This is a genomic window from Novipirellula methanifontis, from assembly GCF_052161655.1.
In the GTDB taxonomy this organism is placed as follows: domain Bacteria; phylum Planctomycetota; class Planctomycetia; order Pirellulales; family Pirellulaceae; genus Novipirellula.
Genome location: NZ_CP197418.1, coordinates 1949278 through 1966375 on the forward strand (window position 1 = coordinate 1949278; position 17098 = coordinate 1966375).

Genomic DNA, 17098 nt, shown 5'->3' on the forward strand with positions numbered 1-17098 from the left:
GCATGCACCATGCGTGTCCCCCTATAAACCAATTCGTAATTGCCGGCATCTTGAGGCGACTGGCTAGCTTGCTCGTCTTCGGCTCCAGCTCGTATCCAGATTTGTTTCACTCTGTCCACCAATACGGCGACGTCGACTTATTGCGTGACTTCGGATGGCGTAAGGATCGAAACGGCTTCGGGCAGGAACGGTAGCTCGGCGGTTCGATGCGTTTGCGAGGGCGTAGGTCGTTGCCATGAGAATCTTTTAGATTGCGGTCACATGGCAAGTATCTCCTGCGAATTCCTACGTCGGATGAAACCGGCAACGAGTGTTCGCGGGATTGCACTTCCTTGAACACAAGTATTTTTTTTTTGCGAACCAGCAAGATTGCAAAACGGTTAGCTATCGTGACAGCGCGGCGAAGTGAAGAACCGCAGACGAGGATTTGAGCGTCTCTCGGCCCACTCGAGATCGCGGGCCGACGCACCCTAGTTCAACCAGAATACGCGGAAGGTGTCTAGAATCTGCTGAGCTTCGTGCAGATAGTGCTCGGCGACGTCTTCATTGTTCACCACGACGAGCAAGTCGTGGGACAGAACGGAGGTATTGTACCAGTTGAAGCTGCCGTCGATGACAATGCGACGATCAATCACGCACTGTTTCGAATGAATCGGCGAATAGGGAATCGGTCGGTCGAAGATGCCGTAAACCAGTGCAATCGGAATGCCGGCATCCTTGAGTCGCTGCACGGCCGGCAACAGATGACGACTGAATTCCTTCTCCATCGTTCGCGGCTTGCGAATGTCGCCCTGCCACGCCAAATGTCCATTGAAGATCGCACGCACTTTCACACCGCGATGATGCGCATGAATCAGGGCATCCACCACACTTTCGCCATGTTCACCTCGCAATTCACCGATCAGAAACAAACAGAGATCGATCGAATGTTGCGCTCGGTTGATTTCCGAAAAAATCGCGTGATGCGGACGATAGTACTTGCCATTGAGCATGGCTGTACGTCCGAAGGTGTAGTAAAGATTGAATGGGCTGCGCGGATCGACTCCGTAACGTTGAATCACTCCCCCGCGGATGGACTGAAAGATGTTGTCTAGCAGACGGCACATTCCCTTGGAGTGGAATGTCATTCCCGACTCCCAGTTGGCTCCCCACTGATCAAAAGTGATGTTGAACGAGCCGATGATACAGTCCTCATCATCAAAAATGATGAACTTGTTATGCATGTCCGTGGCGACTTCCGCCAGCGGATCGCTCGTGGTGCAGACTTCGCCCAGCAGTTCAATGCCGGACCGCTTCAACTTGAGGTAATTCTTGCTGTTGGTCAGCGTCATCTTGCGCCAATCCACGATGACCTGCACCAAGACCCCGCATTGATGAGCGTAAAGCAGGTGATTGCAAAAATCCTTGTCATCAATGCAGTCGACACACACCTTGATCGCATGCAGCCCCGCCGGATCCGCCTGCTTCTTCCAGATCACCTTATCAATGTGATCGTGAATAAAACGTTTGGGGTGATATGGATGATACGTCTGGCCCTTTGTGAACTTGGGAATCAGGTTCAGTGACTGATAGTTGTGGTTAATCCAGTCCACATCATTCTGCAAAATATGATCATTCAGTTCGACCGTGTGGTATTCGTTGCGTGTCTTCCATTGTGGCGAAACGGCACGGTTCTGCTCACCCTGCAATTCGACATGCGGGCCATCCATAAAGATGTATTCAAATTCCGATGGAATCGACCTGAACTCGTGATGCAAAATATAGGAGAACTTTACGCAGGTAACGCGCCCCTGATGCATCGACTGCATGTGAATGAAAATATCACGCGTGATGCGTTGATGTTTATTCCCATGCACGTTGATTGGATCAGTATGAACAATATACTGCTCATGACTGCCGTCCTCGTGAAAGACCTTGACGACCACCTTGATATTGAGGTCTACCCCCCAGTCCACATCAAATATCAGCGTTCCGCGCCGCAGGTAAAACAGATCATTGAAATCGTTCCTGCGTTCAAACGGGACCTCTAGCCTCGCATGGACCGGTCTTGCATATCGTTCTGCAAAATATGAACTCATAAATTCTTCTATTTCTCAATGATGTTATGTAAGTTCAAATTCTACGTAGTAACCCGTGTGATCCGAAACACGTCCGTAGGAATGGTCGGTGAACAGTTCCAGGCCATTGAGAGATTGCACCCGAGAGCCCTTCTTTAAAAAGATGTAATCGATCCGGCCATCATGCCCGATCGCACCACCAATATCCTGAACGCATTCGCAGTAAACCTGGTCAAACGCCGGTCGATTTACCGTCTTGAGATACTGATCCTCATACTCGCTGGTATTCACGATGTGGCAATAAGCCTCGGAACCCGCCTTGATATTGAAATCACCGCAAATCAGAGTGGCCGTCACATTCTCGTTGTGACGTTCATCTGCCCATTGACGCGTACGATCAAACTGCGTGTAGAAACCATCCTCTGGCCAACTCAGATGAGCACTAAACAGATTCACGGGCCCGAAATACGGAATATGCACCTGCGCCATAACGACGCGTCGTGCATGAATGTCAAAAACATCCTGACTTTCCGATACGTACCCCGAATCCGTGGTCGAAAATTCATGCCGACTCAGAATAGCAACGCCTTCGCGATAACGATCAAATCCTAGATGCGAATAATCGGTGTGCAAGTGATACTGAAACGGCAGAAACGAATTGATCAGCCGTGCTGCATTGGAAGCCCAGTCGCCGTTCCCCTCATTCCAGTTCTCAGCAACCTCCTGTAGACACACCAGATCAATTTGAAAATCCTGAATGGCCTGAGCAATCTGCTGGAACTTTGCTTCCTGATTACTCTCCTGATAACAATGCAGATTCAGCGTCAGCACACGAAGCGTGCTTCGTCGCGACTGGTAATTCGCACCATTGCAGTTATCCCAGACGATTCCCTGATCCGTCTCCGATTCAATCGCATATTCTACACGATACGAATGTTGAATCGGCAGGCGCCCCGTCCAGATCTCCCAGCCGTATCGGTTAGGGTTCCGCGCGACACTACCGCGAACCAAGTCCCAGTGATTTGGTCGTTTGAAACAACGCGTCACCTGACTCGTCTTCCACTTATCGGTTGACCAGTGAATCCGTACACTCTTAGCGTTCAGGGAAGACCGCACTGCAGAGTCAACGGACAGTGAGACCTTGCCTCCCTGCAAAACCGGATCATGAAACAAATGCTGAACCGGCACATCACGATAAACGATCACGCCCGAATCAGCATCAACCTTATAATCCAGGCCATGATTGTTGTCCCAGAACGTTCGCCCCGCACACTCGTAACTCACCGAGTAACGAATGTTCCCCGGCAGAGAATGCTCCGACGTCAACGGGCGACGTACATTGGCGTACCACAACTCGCTTCCATCTGGCAACGTACAACGATAGCTCGCTTCATCGACATGCCACGCACCTTCCTCACCGCACCAGTGGACCGACACATTCTTCTGATAAGACAGATTATCCACTCGCACCACGAATGACATTTCCTGCCATGTTCCCTCGATGGTTCGAGAGATGATGTTCTCGGTATATTCAATTCTTATATGCTGCATTTGTGTACTCAAAGCTCCGAGTCTCAAAAGCGTCCCGTGCCAACATTTTTATAAAAAAATGAATCCCCGGCCCCAAAACAATCCATGTCAAACTTCGCGCCCGCTATGAATATAGACCGTTAACAGTCATAGGCCGAATAACTTCTAAAAGATGAGTGAGATTTCAATTTTGCTGCAACGCAAAATGAGTAAGTTTCGTTTTGGTTTCATTGTAACCCGTACAGACTGCCTCCGAAGAGTCGAACGCCGTTCTATCGGATTATCGGATTAATCGTTACCCAAATCGAAATGACTTATCGCGAGCAAGTCCGTAGCACGCAAAACGAATCGATTTTCCAACACCACGCGGTGACCGCACTCGCCATCGTGCACAACCGGCATTCGGCCGAGTTCATCGGGCCCGAGGTGATTGGGTGGCGGGGAATCCTGGGTAGACAAACGTTCTTCCCGCAATGACCGTGGCACATCCAATCGGTTTCAGTCATCTCCTCGCACAACTCGATACCGCGCATGCATCCATCCACGGACGATTGCCGGAGGCCCGAGTCAGTCATGATGCAGAGTCATCGATGAAGAATGACTCACGAAAGAAGCGAACCTGACCAAGACGATTGATGTCACTTACGCAGTGCAATACATCTAATTTAGCATATAAGACCAGAGCCGACGTTTCACCGGCAACTTGTTCGATTCCGATACATGCCCCCAAGACGCTGGTGAGCCGCTCAAGGTCGTCGGCGTCTGCCTGCCATTCGTTTATGCAGAGAACAGCCGAGGGACGGTGGTCACGATCGACACACGACTGAAGCAACTGCTCCGGCTCAACCGCAAATGCGCACGAAGAGTCTGGAAGAAACGGAGAACCACTTCACGCAAGAAGAAGCAATAAAGCGAGAGAAGCTTGAGAACGTACATGGCATACTTTTCTCGCTCCCAAAATTCCGCCTAGAAACGAGATCAAAATATGCGAAAATGAACTTGTTGCAACTGACACGACTGAGCCACGCAGAAAAGATCGCACGGGCTGAGGCACAGCCCTGGGCAAGGCAGAACCGAATCTGCATTACGTTCCTCACGAAGACTTCACTTGTACGGTGACAATGATGTGTGGCCTGCCTGCCAGCGGCAAGGATACCTAGCTTGCGAAGCAGCGCTCCAATCTGCCTGTCGTATTGCTGGATGAAATTCGCGAGGAAATTAAATTCGATCCCACGGACGATCAAAGACGAGTGATCCAGTCGGCGACAGATCGATGCCGCGAGCACTCGCGGGCGGGAGTGTCGTTCGCAATGAATGCGACCAACTTGATTCGACAAACCCTCGCACGTTGGACCGGTTTGTTCACGGACTACAACGCACCAATGCAGCTGGTCTATTTGGAACCGTCGACGCGTCGATTGCGGGAGCAGAATCGGCAGCGGACCAACTCGCTTCCCGAGAGCGTTGTTCAGAAACTGGCTGCCAAGGTTGAACCGCCGACCGCGTTAGAGGCTCAACAAATGGCATTAATTGGAGATTGACCATTCGCTCCCAGGCAGAGCCAGGCAACCAGTAAACCGGACGGAACTCGAGGGTTTTGACACTATTTCCATCTTTCGTCCAAACACCGCATGCCCCCTACCCCCCCACGCTCGTACGCCAGCGAAGATGTAGGCAGGAGTGGGGGGACGGGAGGAATGACAGGTGGAAACGAAGGCCCGCAAGTGGCAGAGGGGGCGTAAAACACGGGGCCGTAAAACACGGGGGCGTAAAATTCAGCAAAATGGGATGGGGAATACACCGATTTGCGGTTTCGTAAGGGTGACCTGTGATCAAACCGAGATAACTGATCCGCGATCGTTCGATTACGGTTGGTTGTTCTCTGGAAAATGATCATGATAAAACAGAGGGAGATCGTTCGAAAATGAACTCGCATCGGTTCCCGGACGAGACTTGGAACCAGCGTCTGACGTTGGAAACGTGATTCTTTGGAAGTGGTCGATTGGCTTTTCAACCTTTTGCAGTCCAGTGCTTGACCTGTTCAAGTCGCTTGCGGGTGACCGACGCGTCACTGCTGGGGACGATTTCCGCATGTCCGAAATGCGGATCAATGGTGGAAATCCAGAGCGATTCCGAGTCGAACGTCCCTGACTCGCTGCCGACGGCCCCAGAACGAGTCGCTCTGGGGACCGACAATGTCGATAGCGAGACGATCACGCGTGATGCCATTTCTGCGGGGGGGATGGATTCGGATCCGTTTCCCGAATCGACACAATCCTCTGCAGAATCGTTTTCCGGATCGGATTCGATTCCTCCGTCACAGTTTGCTGACTCGGCGATGCCAATGTCGCCAGAGGGTTGGCAAAGCGATCGCACGCGAAAGAGTCGTCAAGTCGGAATGATCGTGGCGGTATCGATCGCCACGCTACTGATTGCAATCGTTGTGTTCGCTTGGTTTGTACGGACTTGGAGCCGAGGTGACACAGGCACCGAAGTAGCGGAAGCAACACAACCGCCAGAACTTCTAGCCACGGAAGTTGTCCCTGCTGAAGTGATCGTTCCTGAGCCCCCGGACCTGCCACCCGACTCAACGGATGTTGAATCGAAGCAAAATGTCTCGGATGCGCCGCTGGGAAGTCACGACGAGGAAGACGCCGCCGACCCCAAAAATAATGTCGACCAAGAGCAACCGACGATACCCGAAGTTGCGATGGTGACGTCGAATAAAGAGAAGACTTCGCCTGAGATCCCCGCTGATTTGCTTCCCATCGATCCTTTGGGACCGATTGGGAAACCGGATCGAGATGCCGTTGCCCCCGTCGCTGACGACGGGAGGTCAAAGCTCGATGAGATCCCAGCTGAATTGCGTAAATTCACGGTGTTGTTGGATCTTGGACGCGAGGCGAACGAGACGAAGCCGACAATTGCCACGCCGCCGACGCTCGACAAAATGAAAGTGGAAGCTGCTGCCGAAGAAACACTCGATCCGATGATGATCGCGACACCGCCTCCTGCGATCGATATGAATCGAGCCTTGGCGTTGAAATTCGCTTTGAACTCAAAAGGCTATCCGCTCAGCGATTTGGTGTTGTTGTTTAGCCAACTCTCAGGGGTCCCAGTCCAAATGGATTGGATGACATTGGATTTGACGGAAACAAGCCTACGCCAACGAGTGCCGACGCCTCGTGGATTTCTGTCCGCTCAAGAGCACCTCGAACAGCTTGCTGAATCGATCGGAGCCAATCTCAGACTCGAATCGTCGTACGCGATGTTGACGATGGATGAAGAAGGATTTGCGAAACGCGTCGAATCTATTTTCGATGTCGAAGATTTCGGGGACGATCGTGCTTCGGCGATCTCGGTACTGGGAAAATTCTTGCAAAACGATGCAGAGGCGGATCCTGGAACCGTGAAAATTGGCAAATCACTGGGAGAACAACAGCTCGCAGTGCTTGCTTTTGAATCTCTGCGGCGAATGCGTGGTCTCGAAGGAAAGCTTGACGACACATTTCTGAACCGCTGGGCTCATCCTGCGGGATCGGTCACAGGACCGTGGCCTGTGCTGACGGGAGGAGACTCGGGACCGGCATTGGATGCACCGATCACCATCGCTGAACTTTTGCGGCGAGTATCACGAAAAAACCAGGCAACCTGCCTTGTGAATTGGTTTGATGCCAATCGGCGGCGTTTGTCTCCCGAGCAACTTGTGATGCCCTATGTCAATGACGATGCGGGTGCAATGTTGAACACCGCATTACAACCGTTTGAAATGCAAGTGCGTCGCGTCGACGAACATCACTTGTGGGTTGGCACCGAAGCGACCTACGACCGATTGCTACTCGTCGTGTGGTCAGAACCGGTGGGCGATCAACGTGACACCTATATGCAAAAGGTCTCTACGGCGATGGCTGGCCGCGGTGAGCAAGGATTTCGCATAACGCACGACGCGGTCAGCGATCGCGTCATCATGCTGGTGCCACGCTATATAGCACGTCAATTGCCGACGATTGATCCATAGCGAGTGTTTACAACCAAGCGGTTCGCGCCGCGCGGTTGAAAACCATTGCTGTTTTGCTGAGTTGTATTTAGCGACTTACTCAACTAGTGACGGTAAGCTCTTCGATCGGCTGAGGTGGGAAGGCGAACCTTTCGTAAGACGCCGGTCCGACTGCGATGTTCGACTCTTCGTATTGCGACCGCACATCGGCGAAGGCACGACGACTCAATAAGCAGACTTCGTACTTTTCATCACGATCGATCGTGACAATGTTGCTGTCGCGTTTTTCGGACATTCGAATAGCTTGTTGCAAATGCTTTGCCAACATCGCTTTCAATGGCTGATGAGGTGCCGATTGATAGACGCCCGTTGTTGCAAACTTGGCTTGATCACTTTTGGCGACCGTTTCCGAAACCGTAATGATCGGCAGACCATCGTGCAAGATACTCGTCATCCGAATGGTCGGATTGACAGTATTGTCAGTGACTTCGGCTAACACCGTGTGATTGCATCCCAACAGCAGACCAATCGAAGGCAGCGACTGAGAGGATTGCAAGCGAACGAAGGCGGGATTCGAAAATCCAAGTTCGGAGAGTCGGTCAATGTACTGCATCGTCAGACTGCTGCAATTGTCGTCCATCGCAGCCATTAGCACAGGATCCTGGTAGGTTTTTATACGTGGCTTCTCGCTACCGAGTTCCGCCTTTGACGCCGTCGGTTCGTCTTCAATCGGATCCGCATTGTAACGCAAGATGGCGCTCGGCGAGTTTTCTGTTGGCTTTGGCATCGCAACCGTGGGAATCGCTTCGGGTTTCGGCGTACGTGCATTTGCGATGGTGCCAAGCACAGCCGCAAAGCCTGTCGCGAATATTAGAAAGCCGAGCGAATGGTGTAGCGAGTTACTTTCAGGTTGCCCGAAGCCACCCAGTAAATAAATTTCGTAGCCACCGACCATCAACAAGCTGACTCCGACGAACGAGTAGGCGAAACGCATTTTGCTTCCGCCACGTCCTCGTCGCAGCGGAATACCAAGCAGGCTGAACATCGATGGGGCCGGTAGAAACAACCATGTCCAAATCGAAAGTGAACAAGATCCGCAAAGGACCAATCCCAGCGAGAACATCCCTAAGGATGCCGCCAGTATCGCCACCGACATCGCTTTAGTCGGAGGCGTTTCGAGGGGTTCGATTCGATACGTGGTTACGGCGTTTTCGTTGGATTTTCCCGCTTGTTTGATAGCTGCTAACCACTGCGTTGTTCCCCGGTCCATTGCGTCTGGAGCGGTGAGTGTTTTAATCATCCCAACTTCTGCGGCGCTCGTATCGAGACAGAGATATCCGCGAACTTCGTTGAACCTATCGATTTGCTCTCTCGCGGATTTCACGATGGAACTGTTTCGAGCCAACGTTACAACCGGAGCTCCCTGTGTTCTGCCCGTGTCTTTGGAAAACAAAGCTATGCCACGAAGTGATTCTTCAAGAAGGGACCCAATGGGTGCCTGTTGAAGCGTGCCAGCGATGTCCTGTTTCATCGCCTCAATTTTGCCGCGAATCAATTCAGGATCACTTCCCAATTCCGCTGGGTTTGCGAGTTTGGCCACGGACGAGGTGACTTGTTCGAGTGGACTCGTCTGTGGGGGGCGATCAAAATCGACGTTGGTTAGGTGGACGAACGCATTGTCGCCGAGCCCTTCGGATTGCAATTGCGTGATATCCATCGTTCGCGCAAATGACTTCATCGCAAAGGCACGATGGCATTTTGGAAGTCCCGCGGACAATCCAAGTAACGTTCCTAGACAAATCAACGTAAACCCAACGAGTAGGTAAAACGCGTCATGACGCCGTGGCGTCTTGGTCGCATGGGGGTCCGATTTGCGCCGTGACGATTTCCTCATAGTCAAACTTCCAACAAACAATAGATTTGGGGTGATTCGGAGATAAACCACACCAAACCTACGTCACGATTCGTTCGCCCCCAGCGAACCCCACCATTGTGACCAGAAAACCTCGTCAGTTGTGACGGTTGTAGCGAAAGATCGCAGCGTGAGGGAATGACGACCACTGAGAAACAAGTCCGAAACGCGGATCCAACCGTCGTGGATTGCCGACTAGTTTGCCGATTCGAGCTTCGCTTGGAACTCTTCGAGCTGGCGGAGCATCGGTGGCGAGTGTGGCGTCAACCGGATCGCTTTTCGTTGAGTCGCCACGGCGTTCTTCAAGTCACCGGTGGCGAAATAGCAACGTGCACATGTATCAAGTAGTGCAGAATCGTTCGGCAGCAGTTCAATTGACTTCAGACTGTAGCGGAGTGCTTGATCGTAGTCGCCTTTGGTATTGCTAACCAACCACGCGTATTGGTTGAGAGCCTGAGCGAGTTCGTAACCACGTGGTTGAAACCTCGCTTGTTGTTTCATCATCACTTCGATACTTGCAATTTCTTGTTTCGCGCGCTGAATGTTTTGAGCAAGCAGAGCGTCAACCATTTCTGTCCAAACGGGATCGTTTTGATCGAGCCGATACATTGAAATCAAAATGTCAATGTTTTCAGGCCTCAACCGAAACGCCTTGGCAAGAAAAGGTTTTGCCGACTCGATGTCTCCTTGCTCGATCTTTTGCAACCCCGAGTGCCACTGGATGTTGCTTCGCATTTCGTCGTAGGTGAATCGCAATGCGTTCAAACGATTTTTAAGCTGATCGTCACTTTCAATCCGATCGATCAGCGGCGTCAACAGATCGACCACCTCTTGATGTCGTTCCAAATCGCCAAGCATTGTGGCAAGTCGATCACGAGCGCTCACCGAGGGCGACGCATCCATTTCGAGGTTGTCGATAATCGCTCGATACTCGCGTTCGGCCCACTCGTATAATCCACGTTGCTGCAGTTCTTGTGCGATTTCACGGTGCGTTTGGGCCGTTTCTTCGAGATCGTTAGGCGACATTTTTTCACGTTCGGTTTCGTCACTTGGGAAAGGACGAATCTGAATGGCCCGTTCGGCTAACCGCTCTGCTTGCTCTAAATCTCCATCCGCTCTGATCGCCTCGGCGGCTGAATACAGCAACATGGGTTGCGCATTGAACATTTGTAGATGCTGTTTTTGCAGTTCGAGCACAATTGGATACAAACCGTTCTCAATCGCCCAACTGCATGCGTGCGTCAGGTCTCGAGTCGTCGGTGGAATCAGATCCAAGTTCGCTTTGGCTAGAGCAAGTGCATCATCGAATTTGTCATTCAACCAAGCATGACGAACGCAGACGCGAACCAACTCTAACACCGAATCACGTGTCGTTTGTTGAGCTGACGCGGTATCTAATTGGCGTCGTTGTTCGCTAACAAGTTCCGTCCACTGCTCTGCATCATATGTTCCGTTTTGCAGATCGTTGGCATAGGCATCCAACCAAGTCGCTGCGGCTCGATCACAGCTGCTGAGCCCCTCGTGAATTTGTTCTGCATGTTGTTTTCGTTGATCGACTTCTTCCGCCGACTTTTGCTGCATCACTGCCAGCGCCGCGATACGACTAAGATCAAGCGATGTTTCAAATCGCGTAAGCCGGACCAATGCACCAAGTCCCTCACGATCGGGCAATTCGGACAAACGCTCAATCCGGCTCTGCCGTTCTTCGACACTCTGAGCACCGTATTCGTGCAGAATTTCGCGTACTTCGTCAGAGTCACTTGGTTTGGACCAACTGACCAATAAACTGCTGACCAGATGACGGGCAGTCATCGCAATTTCGCTGTCCGGATGATACTGAGCAAGATGCAGTTCGTCGAAAGCTTGCAATCCCAAATGGGCCAACGCTTCGCGTGCTCGAACCCGAGTCGCGTAACTTTCGCTGCCCAATTTATCTATCAATTGATTGACGGAAGATTCTGCTGAATCCGACCCGGAATTTTGCGACGGCTCATCGCCCGACCCCCCCCATCCGAGGCTTGGTGACAATAGAATAATCGCCACCGATGTCAAAACAGACCTCAGACCGAGGCTGGCTGAAGTTGAATTCATGCGGAAACGCATGCGGATCTCCGGAAAACGATTGATTAGCGGGGAACTGAGTTCGCGTCGTTATTCTAGAGCAATTGCCGTTTTTGTGCATTGTGAATCGCAGCAACCAGAACAGTGAGCCTCATGCATCCCCCAATGGGGAGTGCTCGACTAAGGCTGGGACCCTATCACGGGAGCTAGCAAAGCAGCCAAAACACGGTCTTTAAGGGGTCGAAATTTGGACTGACACCCAAAATTCGGCTAGGTGCTGCCAAGAATCGCAGGTCTCAGAACGAATGAAATCGAAGTTCCGCAGCTCTCGTAAAACCGCTACTATGCCGAAGCCAAGCAATTTTCCACAATGGGCGGACGCATTTGTGATCTCGTTGTGACACTCCGTTGTAAAACATTGATGAATCGAAAAAACAAGAAAGACCCATCTTCTGGAAACGAATCCGCCGCCAAAGTGGAAAATCGCGATCCGGCGGAAGTCCGTGCTGAAACCTTTCGCATGTCCGGCCAACGAGAAACGGTCGAGGCGTTTGTGGTCGCGTTTATCTTGGCGCTACTATTCCGTGCCTTTTTAGCCGAAGCCTTCGTGATTCCCACCGGCTCGATGGCTCCCACTTTGATGGGGGCTCATAAAGACCTGACCTGTGACCGCTGCGGGAATTTGTTCCAAGTCGGTGCTAGTTTGGAACGCCGCGGTGCCTCGACCGATGAAGTGGTCGTTGCCGGGATCTGCCCGAATTGCCGGCACGTAAATCCGATGGATCTAGAAGGCAACTCGGATGACGAAACGTTCAATGGCGACCGAATCTTGGTCAGCAAGTTCGCCTACACGCTCAGTGAGCCCGAGCGTTGGGATGTGATCGTCTTTAAGTTTCCGGGGAACCCAAAGCAAAACTACATCAAGCGTTTAGTCGGTTTGCCAGGCGAGACGCTGAGAATCCATCACGGTGATGTTTATCGTCGTCCGGTGGAGGATGAGGGCGGTGCTGATGAGATCATTCGCAAACCTGCCGACAAACTGCTGGCGATGAGCCAACTCGTTTACGACACGGCGTTTCAATCGCCTGAATTGATTGCGGCGAATTATCCAAGTCGTTGGCAACCGTGGACCGACAAAGCAACCTCGCCACCGACGGATTCGTGGAATGTTGCTCGCAACGCCGAGGGACTCACCGCTTCACTTTCCCCGGAAGCACCTGCACGAACGCATTGGTTGCGATACTACCATCGCTGGCCCGACGAACAGCAATGGGATCGTGCGGGAAAAGGCCTCTCATTGGCCGACGTCGATCCGTATTCCAGCCGCTTGATCACCGACTTCTACGCCTACGGTTCTTATGTCACCGTCAATGCGGATCGTGTGTATGACGAGCGTCCCACCTTGCTGCCAACTCGGTCCAGCTGGTTTTCACGAATCTCGCGTATGTTAAACGGAGGCTATTCGGCGGGAACGTTTAGCCCCTCGTACAAATCAAGCGAGGGGCCTAACCAGTTTCAGGGGCGAGCCTCCTACGGTTCGAGCGACTTGTCACGCGATGGCGTGCACTGGGTTGGCGATCTGATATTCGAGGCCGATGTGGAGACGTCGGCAGAAAGCAAAGAGGTTGTCTTCGAGCTCGTCGAATCGGGAATCCCTTATCGCTGTGCCATCGATTTAACCACCGGTGTTGCAGCTCTGAGCATCGGCGATGACGACTCGCGTGCATTTAGTGCCGACGGCGATAAAACAAACATTCACCCTACCGCCCAAACGTCGGTAACTGCGGGTTCACGACACCGTGTGCGAATGAGTAACTGTGACGATCAAATCGTGCTCTGGGTTGATGATTCGGTTGTCGAGTTTGATGCTCCCACGACATACGATGCTCGTAAATTCCTATCGGACGCCGAGAATCATCCGTACTACGTTGACGCTGGAACGCCGCTCGATGCGTCTCCGGCCGGCGTCGGCGTTCGCGGCGGAACAAGCACGATCCATCAACTACGCATCGATCGTGACAAATATTACATCGCCACCAAGTCGGCGGACGCTGGCATGTACGATTACGACATCGAAGAGTTGGGAGACATGACCAACGGCCGCTTCAGTTTTCACAACCAGGAACTAATGCGGCGGCTGATGGGTGAATTTCAACAGATGATGGCCGAGCCTGAATTGTGGTCCGATTTCGAGGGTTGGCAGACTCGACGCAGTGTGAGCTTCAATCTCGAGGAAGATCAATTCTTTCCGATGGGTGACAATAGTCCCGAAAGTTTGGATGCTCGCTGCTGGGCGGGCACGAAGTTGCGACCGGGAATGACCGCCGAAGCGGATGCTTGGGCACGAGCCGATTACGTTCCCCGTGACCTGTTAGTAGGCAAAGCCTTAATGGTGTTTTGGCCTCATTCGTGGAACTCCCCGGTTCCGTTTACTCCTAATTTCCGGCGAATGAAGTTGATCCGCTAGTTTCAGACTCTCCGCACGTCCTTTACTTAAAAGCAGAAATAGCATGGATGCGAATTCCGAAGATCGACCGATTCTGCAAGCGTTCGATTTGCAGAAAACCTATGGTCGCCGCCGCGTCGTTGACGGAGTGAACCTGCACGTCGATAAGGCTGAAATCGTTGGCCTGCTTGGTCCTAACGGGGCAGGCAAATCGACCAGCTTCCGTATGATCTGTGGAATGGTTGAACCCGACCGCGGCAGCGTTTTCCTGGACGGGACCGACGTCACCGATTGGCCGATGTTCCGGCGGGCGCGTGACGGGCACATGGGATACTTGCCACAAGAACCGAGCGTGTTCAAGAAATTGACCGTCGAGCAGAATATTTCTGCGCTGCTCGAATTGTTGGGCATGGATCGCTCGGCACGAAAGCACCGCACGCAGCAATTGCTCGAAGAATTCAACATCACTCATATTCGCAAAAGTCGAGCAGCGGGGCTCAGTGGTGGTGAGCGACGTCGTTTGGAAATCGCCCGGTGCCTGGTATCCGATCCAAAGATCGTGATGCTCGATGAACCGTTTGCTGGGATCGATCCGGTCACCGTCCAGTCGATTCAAAGTGTGATCAAGCAACTGCGCGACGGTGGGATCAGCGTCCTGATCACCGATCACGCTGCCCGCGAAATTCTTGGCACGGTCGATCGCTGCTACGTGATCTACCAAGGTCAAGTGTTGATCGACGGAAGCCCCGATGAGGTCAAGGAACACCCGAAGGTGCGTGAAGAATACCTGGGTGATTTGGATGCGGCAGCCAAAAGCCCAATGCAACGAGCCGAGATGTCGGCACAAGCAACCAGCAGTGCTGGGCATCCTACGGTGCCGCGACCCCATTTTCGTCCATCCGACGAAGGGACTCGCAAACCGTCCCGCTCGGTTACCGACGTTTAATACAGTCGCAGTGCTCACTTAATGCGTTTGGAATCGCTAAAATCAAGACAATTCTTCTTGTTCCAGCGGTTTGAATTTAAGTTAGGGTGCACCAATCGTGAATCATCTCTCCACATCGTTAAGCCCCTATTTGCTTCAGCACCAGAACAATCCGGTAGAGTGGTATCCGTGGGGCGAGGAAGCATTCGAGAAAGCACGCCAGGCAGATCTGCCGGTGTTCTTGTCGGTCGGCTACGCGGCATGCCATTGGTGCCACGTGATGGAACACGAGAGCTTTGAGAACGCCGCGATCGCTGAATTTCTGAACAAATATTTTGTTTCGATCAAAGTCGATCGCGAAGAACGCCCCGACATCGATCAAATCTACATGAACTCGCTGCAGCTGATGACCGGCCGCGGCGGTTGGCCCATGAGTGTGTTTCTCAATCACGCGAAACAACCTTTTTATGCCGGCACGTATTGGCCTCCTACGGCGCAGCGGGGCATGCCGGGTTTTTCGCAAATCCTCGACGCGATAGCTGACGCCTGGCTGAACCGTCGCAGCGAAGTCGAAGAACATGCAGCTCAAATCACATCGTCGCTCGGACAATTAGCCCTCGGTGTGAGCGAGCCCTCAGCATCTCTGCCCGAGGAATCTGTGATTCGCGATGCAACGAGCCATTTGCTCGAAGTGCTCGATCGAGAACGAGGCGGATTCGGTTCGGCGCCAAAGTTTCCGCATGCCACTGACCTCGATCTGTTGCTGCGACGCGGCCACACCAGCGGGGACAAAGAACTCGTGGACGCAGCGGAGTTAACACTCGATGCAATGGCCGCCGGCGGAATCCGCGACCACATCGGTGGCGGTTTTGCACGCTACAGCGTCGATGCAAAGTGGTTGGTTCCGCACTTCGAGAAAATGTTATACGACAACGCACTGCTCGCCGAAGTGTACGTGCGAGCGTTCCAAGTGACCGGGCATGATCGTCACGCAATCGTCGCCAAAGATATTCTCGATTATCTCGCTCGCGAGATGTGCGATCCATCGGGCGGATTCCACTGCAGCGAGGATGCCGATAGCGAAGGAGTCGAAGGGAAGTATTACGTTTGGACGCCAGACGAAGTCATCGCAGTGCTCGGTCACGAACGCGGTGCGCGTTTTTGTCAGATCTATGACATCACCGACTCAGGAAACTTTGAAGGGAAAAACAATCCTAACCTGCCAAAACCGATTTCCGAGTGGGCGGTCGAATTGGCGGTGCCCGATTTAGCAGCAGAGTTGGCGACTGATCGCGAACGCTTGCGAAATGAGCGACTTCAACGTGTCCGCCCGGGGCGTGACGACAAGATCCTGGCCGCCTGGAATGCCCTTGCGATTCGCGCTTTTGCCATCGCGGGCGGAGGGTTGGATTGTCCTGAGTACATCGAAATTGCTGAGCGGTCGGCGAATTTTATGCTCGATCAGATGATGTCCGACAATGGGCGTCTGTATCATGCGTATCGACAAGGCCAATCGCATCTCGATGCGTACGTGGATGATTACGCTTACACGGCCGAAGCGTTTGTGGCCTTGTTTGAAGCGACCGGCCATGCCCGCTGGATCGCTCGTGCAGGCAAGTTAGCGGATGTGATGATTTTGCACTTCGAGGATTCCGAAGCCGGCGGATTTTTCTACACCGCCGATGATGCCGAGCAATTGATCACACGCACCAAAGATTGGCATGACGGCAGTTTGGTGAGTGGAAATGCGTCGGCGTCGATGGCTCTGTTGAAGCTGTCGCGATTGACGAGCGTGGATGCCTATCGAGTAGCAGCCGAGCGGACACTCAAATTGGCGGGGCCCATTCTGAAGACGCAAGCCGCCGCGTGTGGAGCGTTGTTGTCTTCGCTTGATCGAATGTTGCACGACGATGAACAATGGGTGCTCGCAGTCCCGGACGTCGAAACGATGACCGCATGGCGTGCTCAATTTCTTGGCCACTATCGACCGCACGCCACTTTGTCGTGGGTGATCGGCCAAGCTCCCGAATCCGGACCCGTCGCCTCATTGAACCGAGGCCGCGAAGTCATCGATGGAAAGCCAACGCTCTACCGATGTCAAAATTTTACATGTGAACGCCCCCTGACTGGGGACGGCGTTGCGTTGTTGCTTCGGCAAGCGACTGCGTGA

The 17098-nt window shown here is 52.7% G+C and carries 9 protein-coding genes; 5 read left to right on the forward strand and 4 right to left on the reverse strand.

Going from position 1 to position 17098, the window contains the following annotated elements:
* Window positions 1-470: 470 nt before the first annotated feature.
* The gene (locus tag SH528x_RS06905; RefSeq protein ID WP_442509783.1) at window positions 471-2078 is read right to left on the reverse strand and encodes a phospholipase D-like domain-containing protein; all 1608 of its coding nucleotides are present in this window, start codon (window positions 2076-2078) and stop codon (window positions 471-473) included.
* 24 nt (window positions 2079-2102) lie between these two features.
* Complete coding sequence (locus tag SH528x_RS06910; RefSeq protein WP_442509784.1) at window positions 2103-3608, reverse strand: endonuclease/exonuclease/phosphatase family protein; 1506 nt, start codon at window positions 3606-3608, stop codon at window positions 2103-2105.
* Between the two features lie 1172 nt (window positions 3609-4780).
* On the opposite strand from SH528x_RS06910, the gene SH528x_RS06915 reads away from it, so the two are divergent.
* Entirely contained in the window at window positions 4781-5128 is a 348-nt protein-coding gene (locus tag SH528x_RS06915; RefSeq protein ID WP_442509785.1) for an AAA family ATPase, read from the forward strand.
* Between the two features lie 461 nt (window positions 5129-5589).
* Window positions 5590-7605, forward strand: a complete 2016-nt coding sequence (locus SH528x_RS06920; RefSeq protein ID WP_442509786.1) for a hypothetical protein — start codon at window positions 5590-5592, stop codon at window positions 7603-7605.
* 79 nt (window positions 7606-7684) lie between these two features.
* Here SH528x_RS06920 and SH528x_RS06925 read toward each other — a convergent pair whose 3' ends face one another.
* On the reverse strand, window positions 7685-9478 hold the full coding sequence (locus tag SH528x_RS06925) for a hypothetical protein (RefSeq protein ID WP_442509787.1): 1794 nt from the start codon (window positions 9476-9478) through the stop codon (window positions 7685-7687).
* A gap of 213 nt (window positions 9479-9691) precedes the next feature.
* On the reverse strand, window positions 9692-11437 hold the full coding sequence (locus SH528x_RS06930) for a tetratricopeptide repeat protein (RefSeq protein ID WP_442509788.1): 1746 nt from the start codon (window positions 11435-11437) through the stop codon (window positions 9692-9694).
* A 541-nt stretch (window positions 11438-11978) separates the two neighbouring features.
* Between SH528x_RS06930 and lepB the strand changes: the two genes are divergently transcribed.
* From lepB to SH528x_RS06945, 3 genes are all read left to right on the forward strand, one after another.
* On the forward strand, window positions 11979-14024 hold the full coding sequence (lepB, locus tag SH528x_RS06935; RefSeq protein WP_442509789.1) for a signal peptidase I: 2046 nt from the start codon (window positions 11979-11981) through the stop codon (window positions 14022-14024).
* A 43-nt stretch (window positions 14025-14067) separates the two neighbouring features.
* Window positions 14068-14949 carry an LPS export ABC transporter ATP-binding protein gene (lptB, locus tag SH528x_RS06940; protein ID WP_442509790.1) on the forward strand — a complete coding sequence of 294 codons (882 nt, stop codon included), beginning with the start codon at window positions 14068-14070 and terminating at the stop codon, window positions 14947-14949.
* A gap of 97 nt (window positions 14950-15046) precedes the next feature.
* Window positions 15047-17098, forward strand: coding sequence for a thioredoxin domain-containing protein (locus SH528x_RS06945; protein WP_442509791.1), 2052 nt, complete (start codon window positions 15047-15049; stop codon window positions 17096-17098).

Excerpts from the sequence above, each read along its gene's own strand:
- SH528x_RS06905 (WP_442509783.1), bottom strand. The coding sequence starts at position 2,078 with ATGAGTTCATATTTTGCAGAACGATATGCAAGACCGGTCCATGCGAGG.
- SH528x_RS06910 (WP_442509784.1), bottom strand. The coding sequence starts at position 3,608 with ATGCAGCATATAAGAATTGAATATACCGAGAACATCATCTCTCGAACC.
- lptB (WP_442509790.1), top strand. The coding sequence starts at position 14,068 with ATGGATGCGAATTCCGAAGATCGACCGATTCTGCAAGCGTTCGATTTG.
- SH528x_RS06925 (WP_442509787.1), bottom strand. The coding sequence starts at position 9,478 with ATGAGGAAATCGTCACGGCGCAAATCGGACCCCCATGCGACCAAGACG.
- lepB (WP_442509789.1), top strand. The coding sequence starts at position 11,979 with ATGAATCGAAAAAACAAGAAAGACCCATCTTCTGGAAACGAATCCGCC.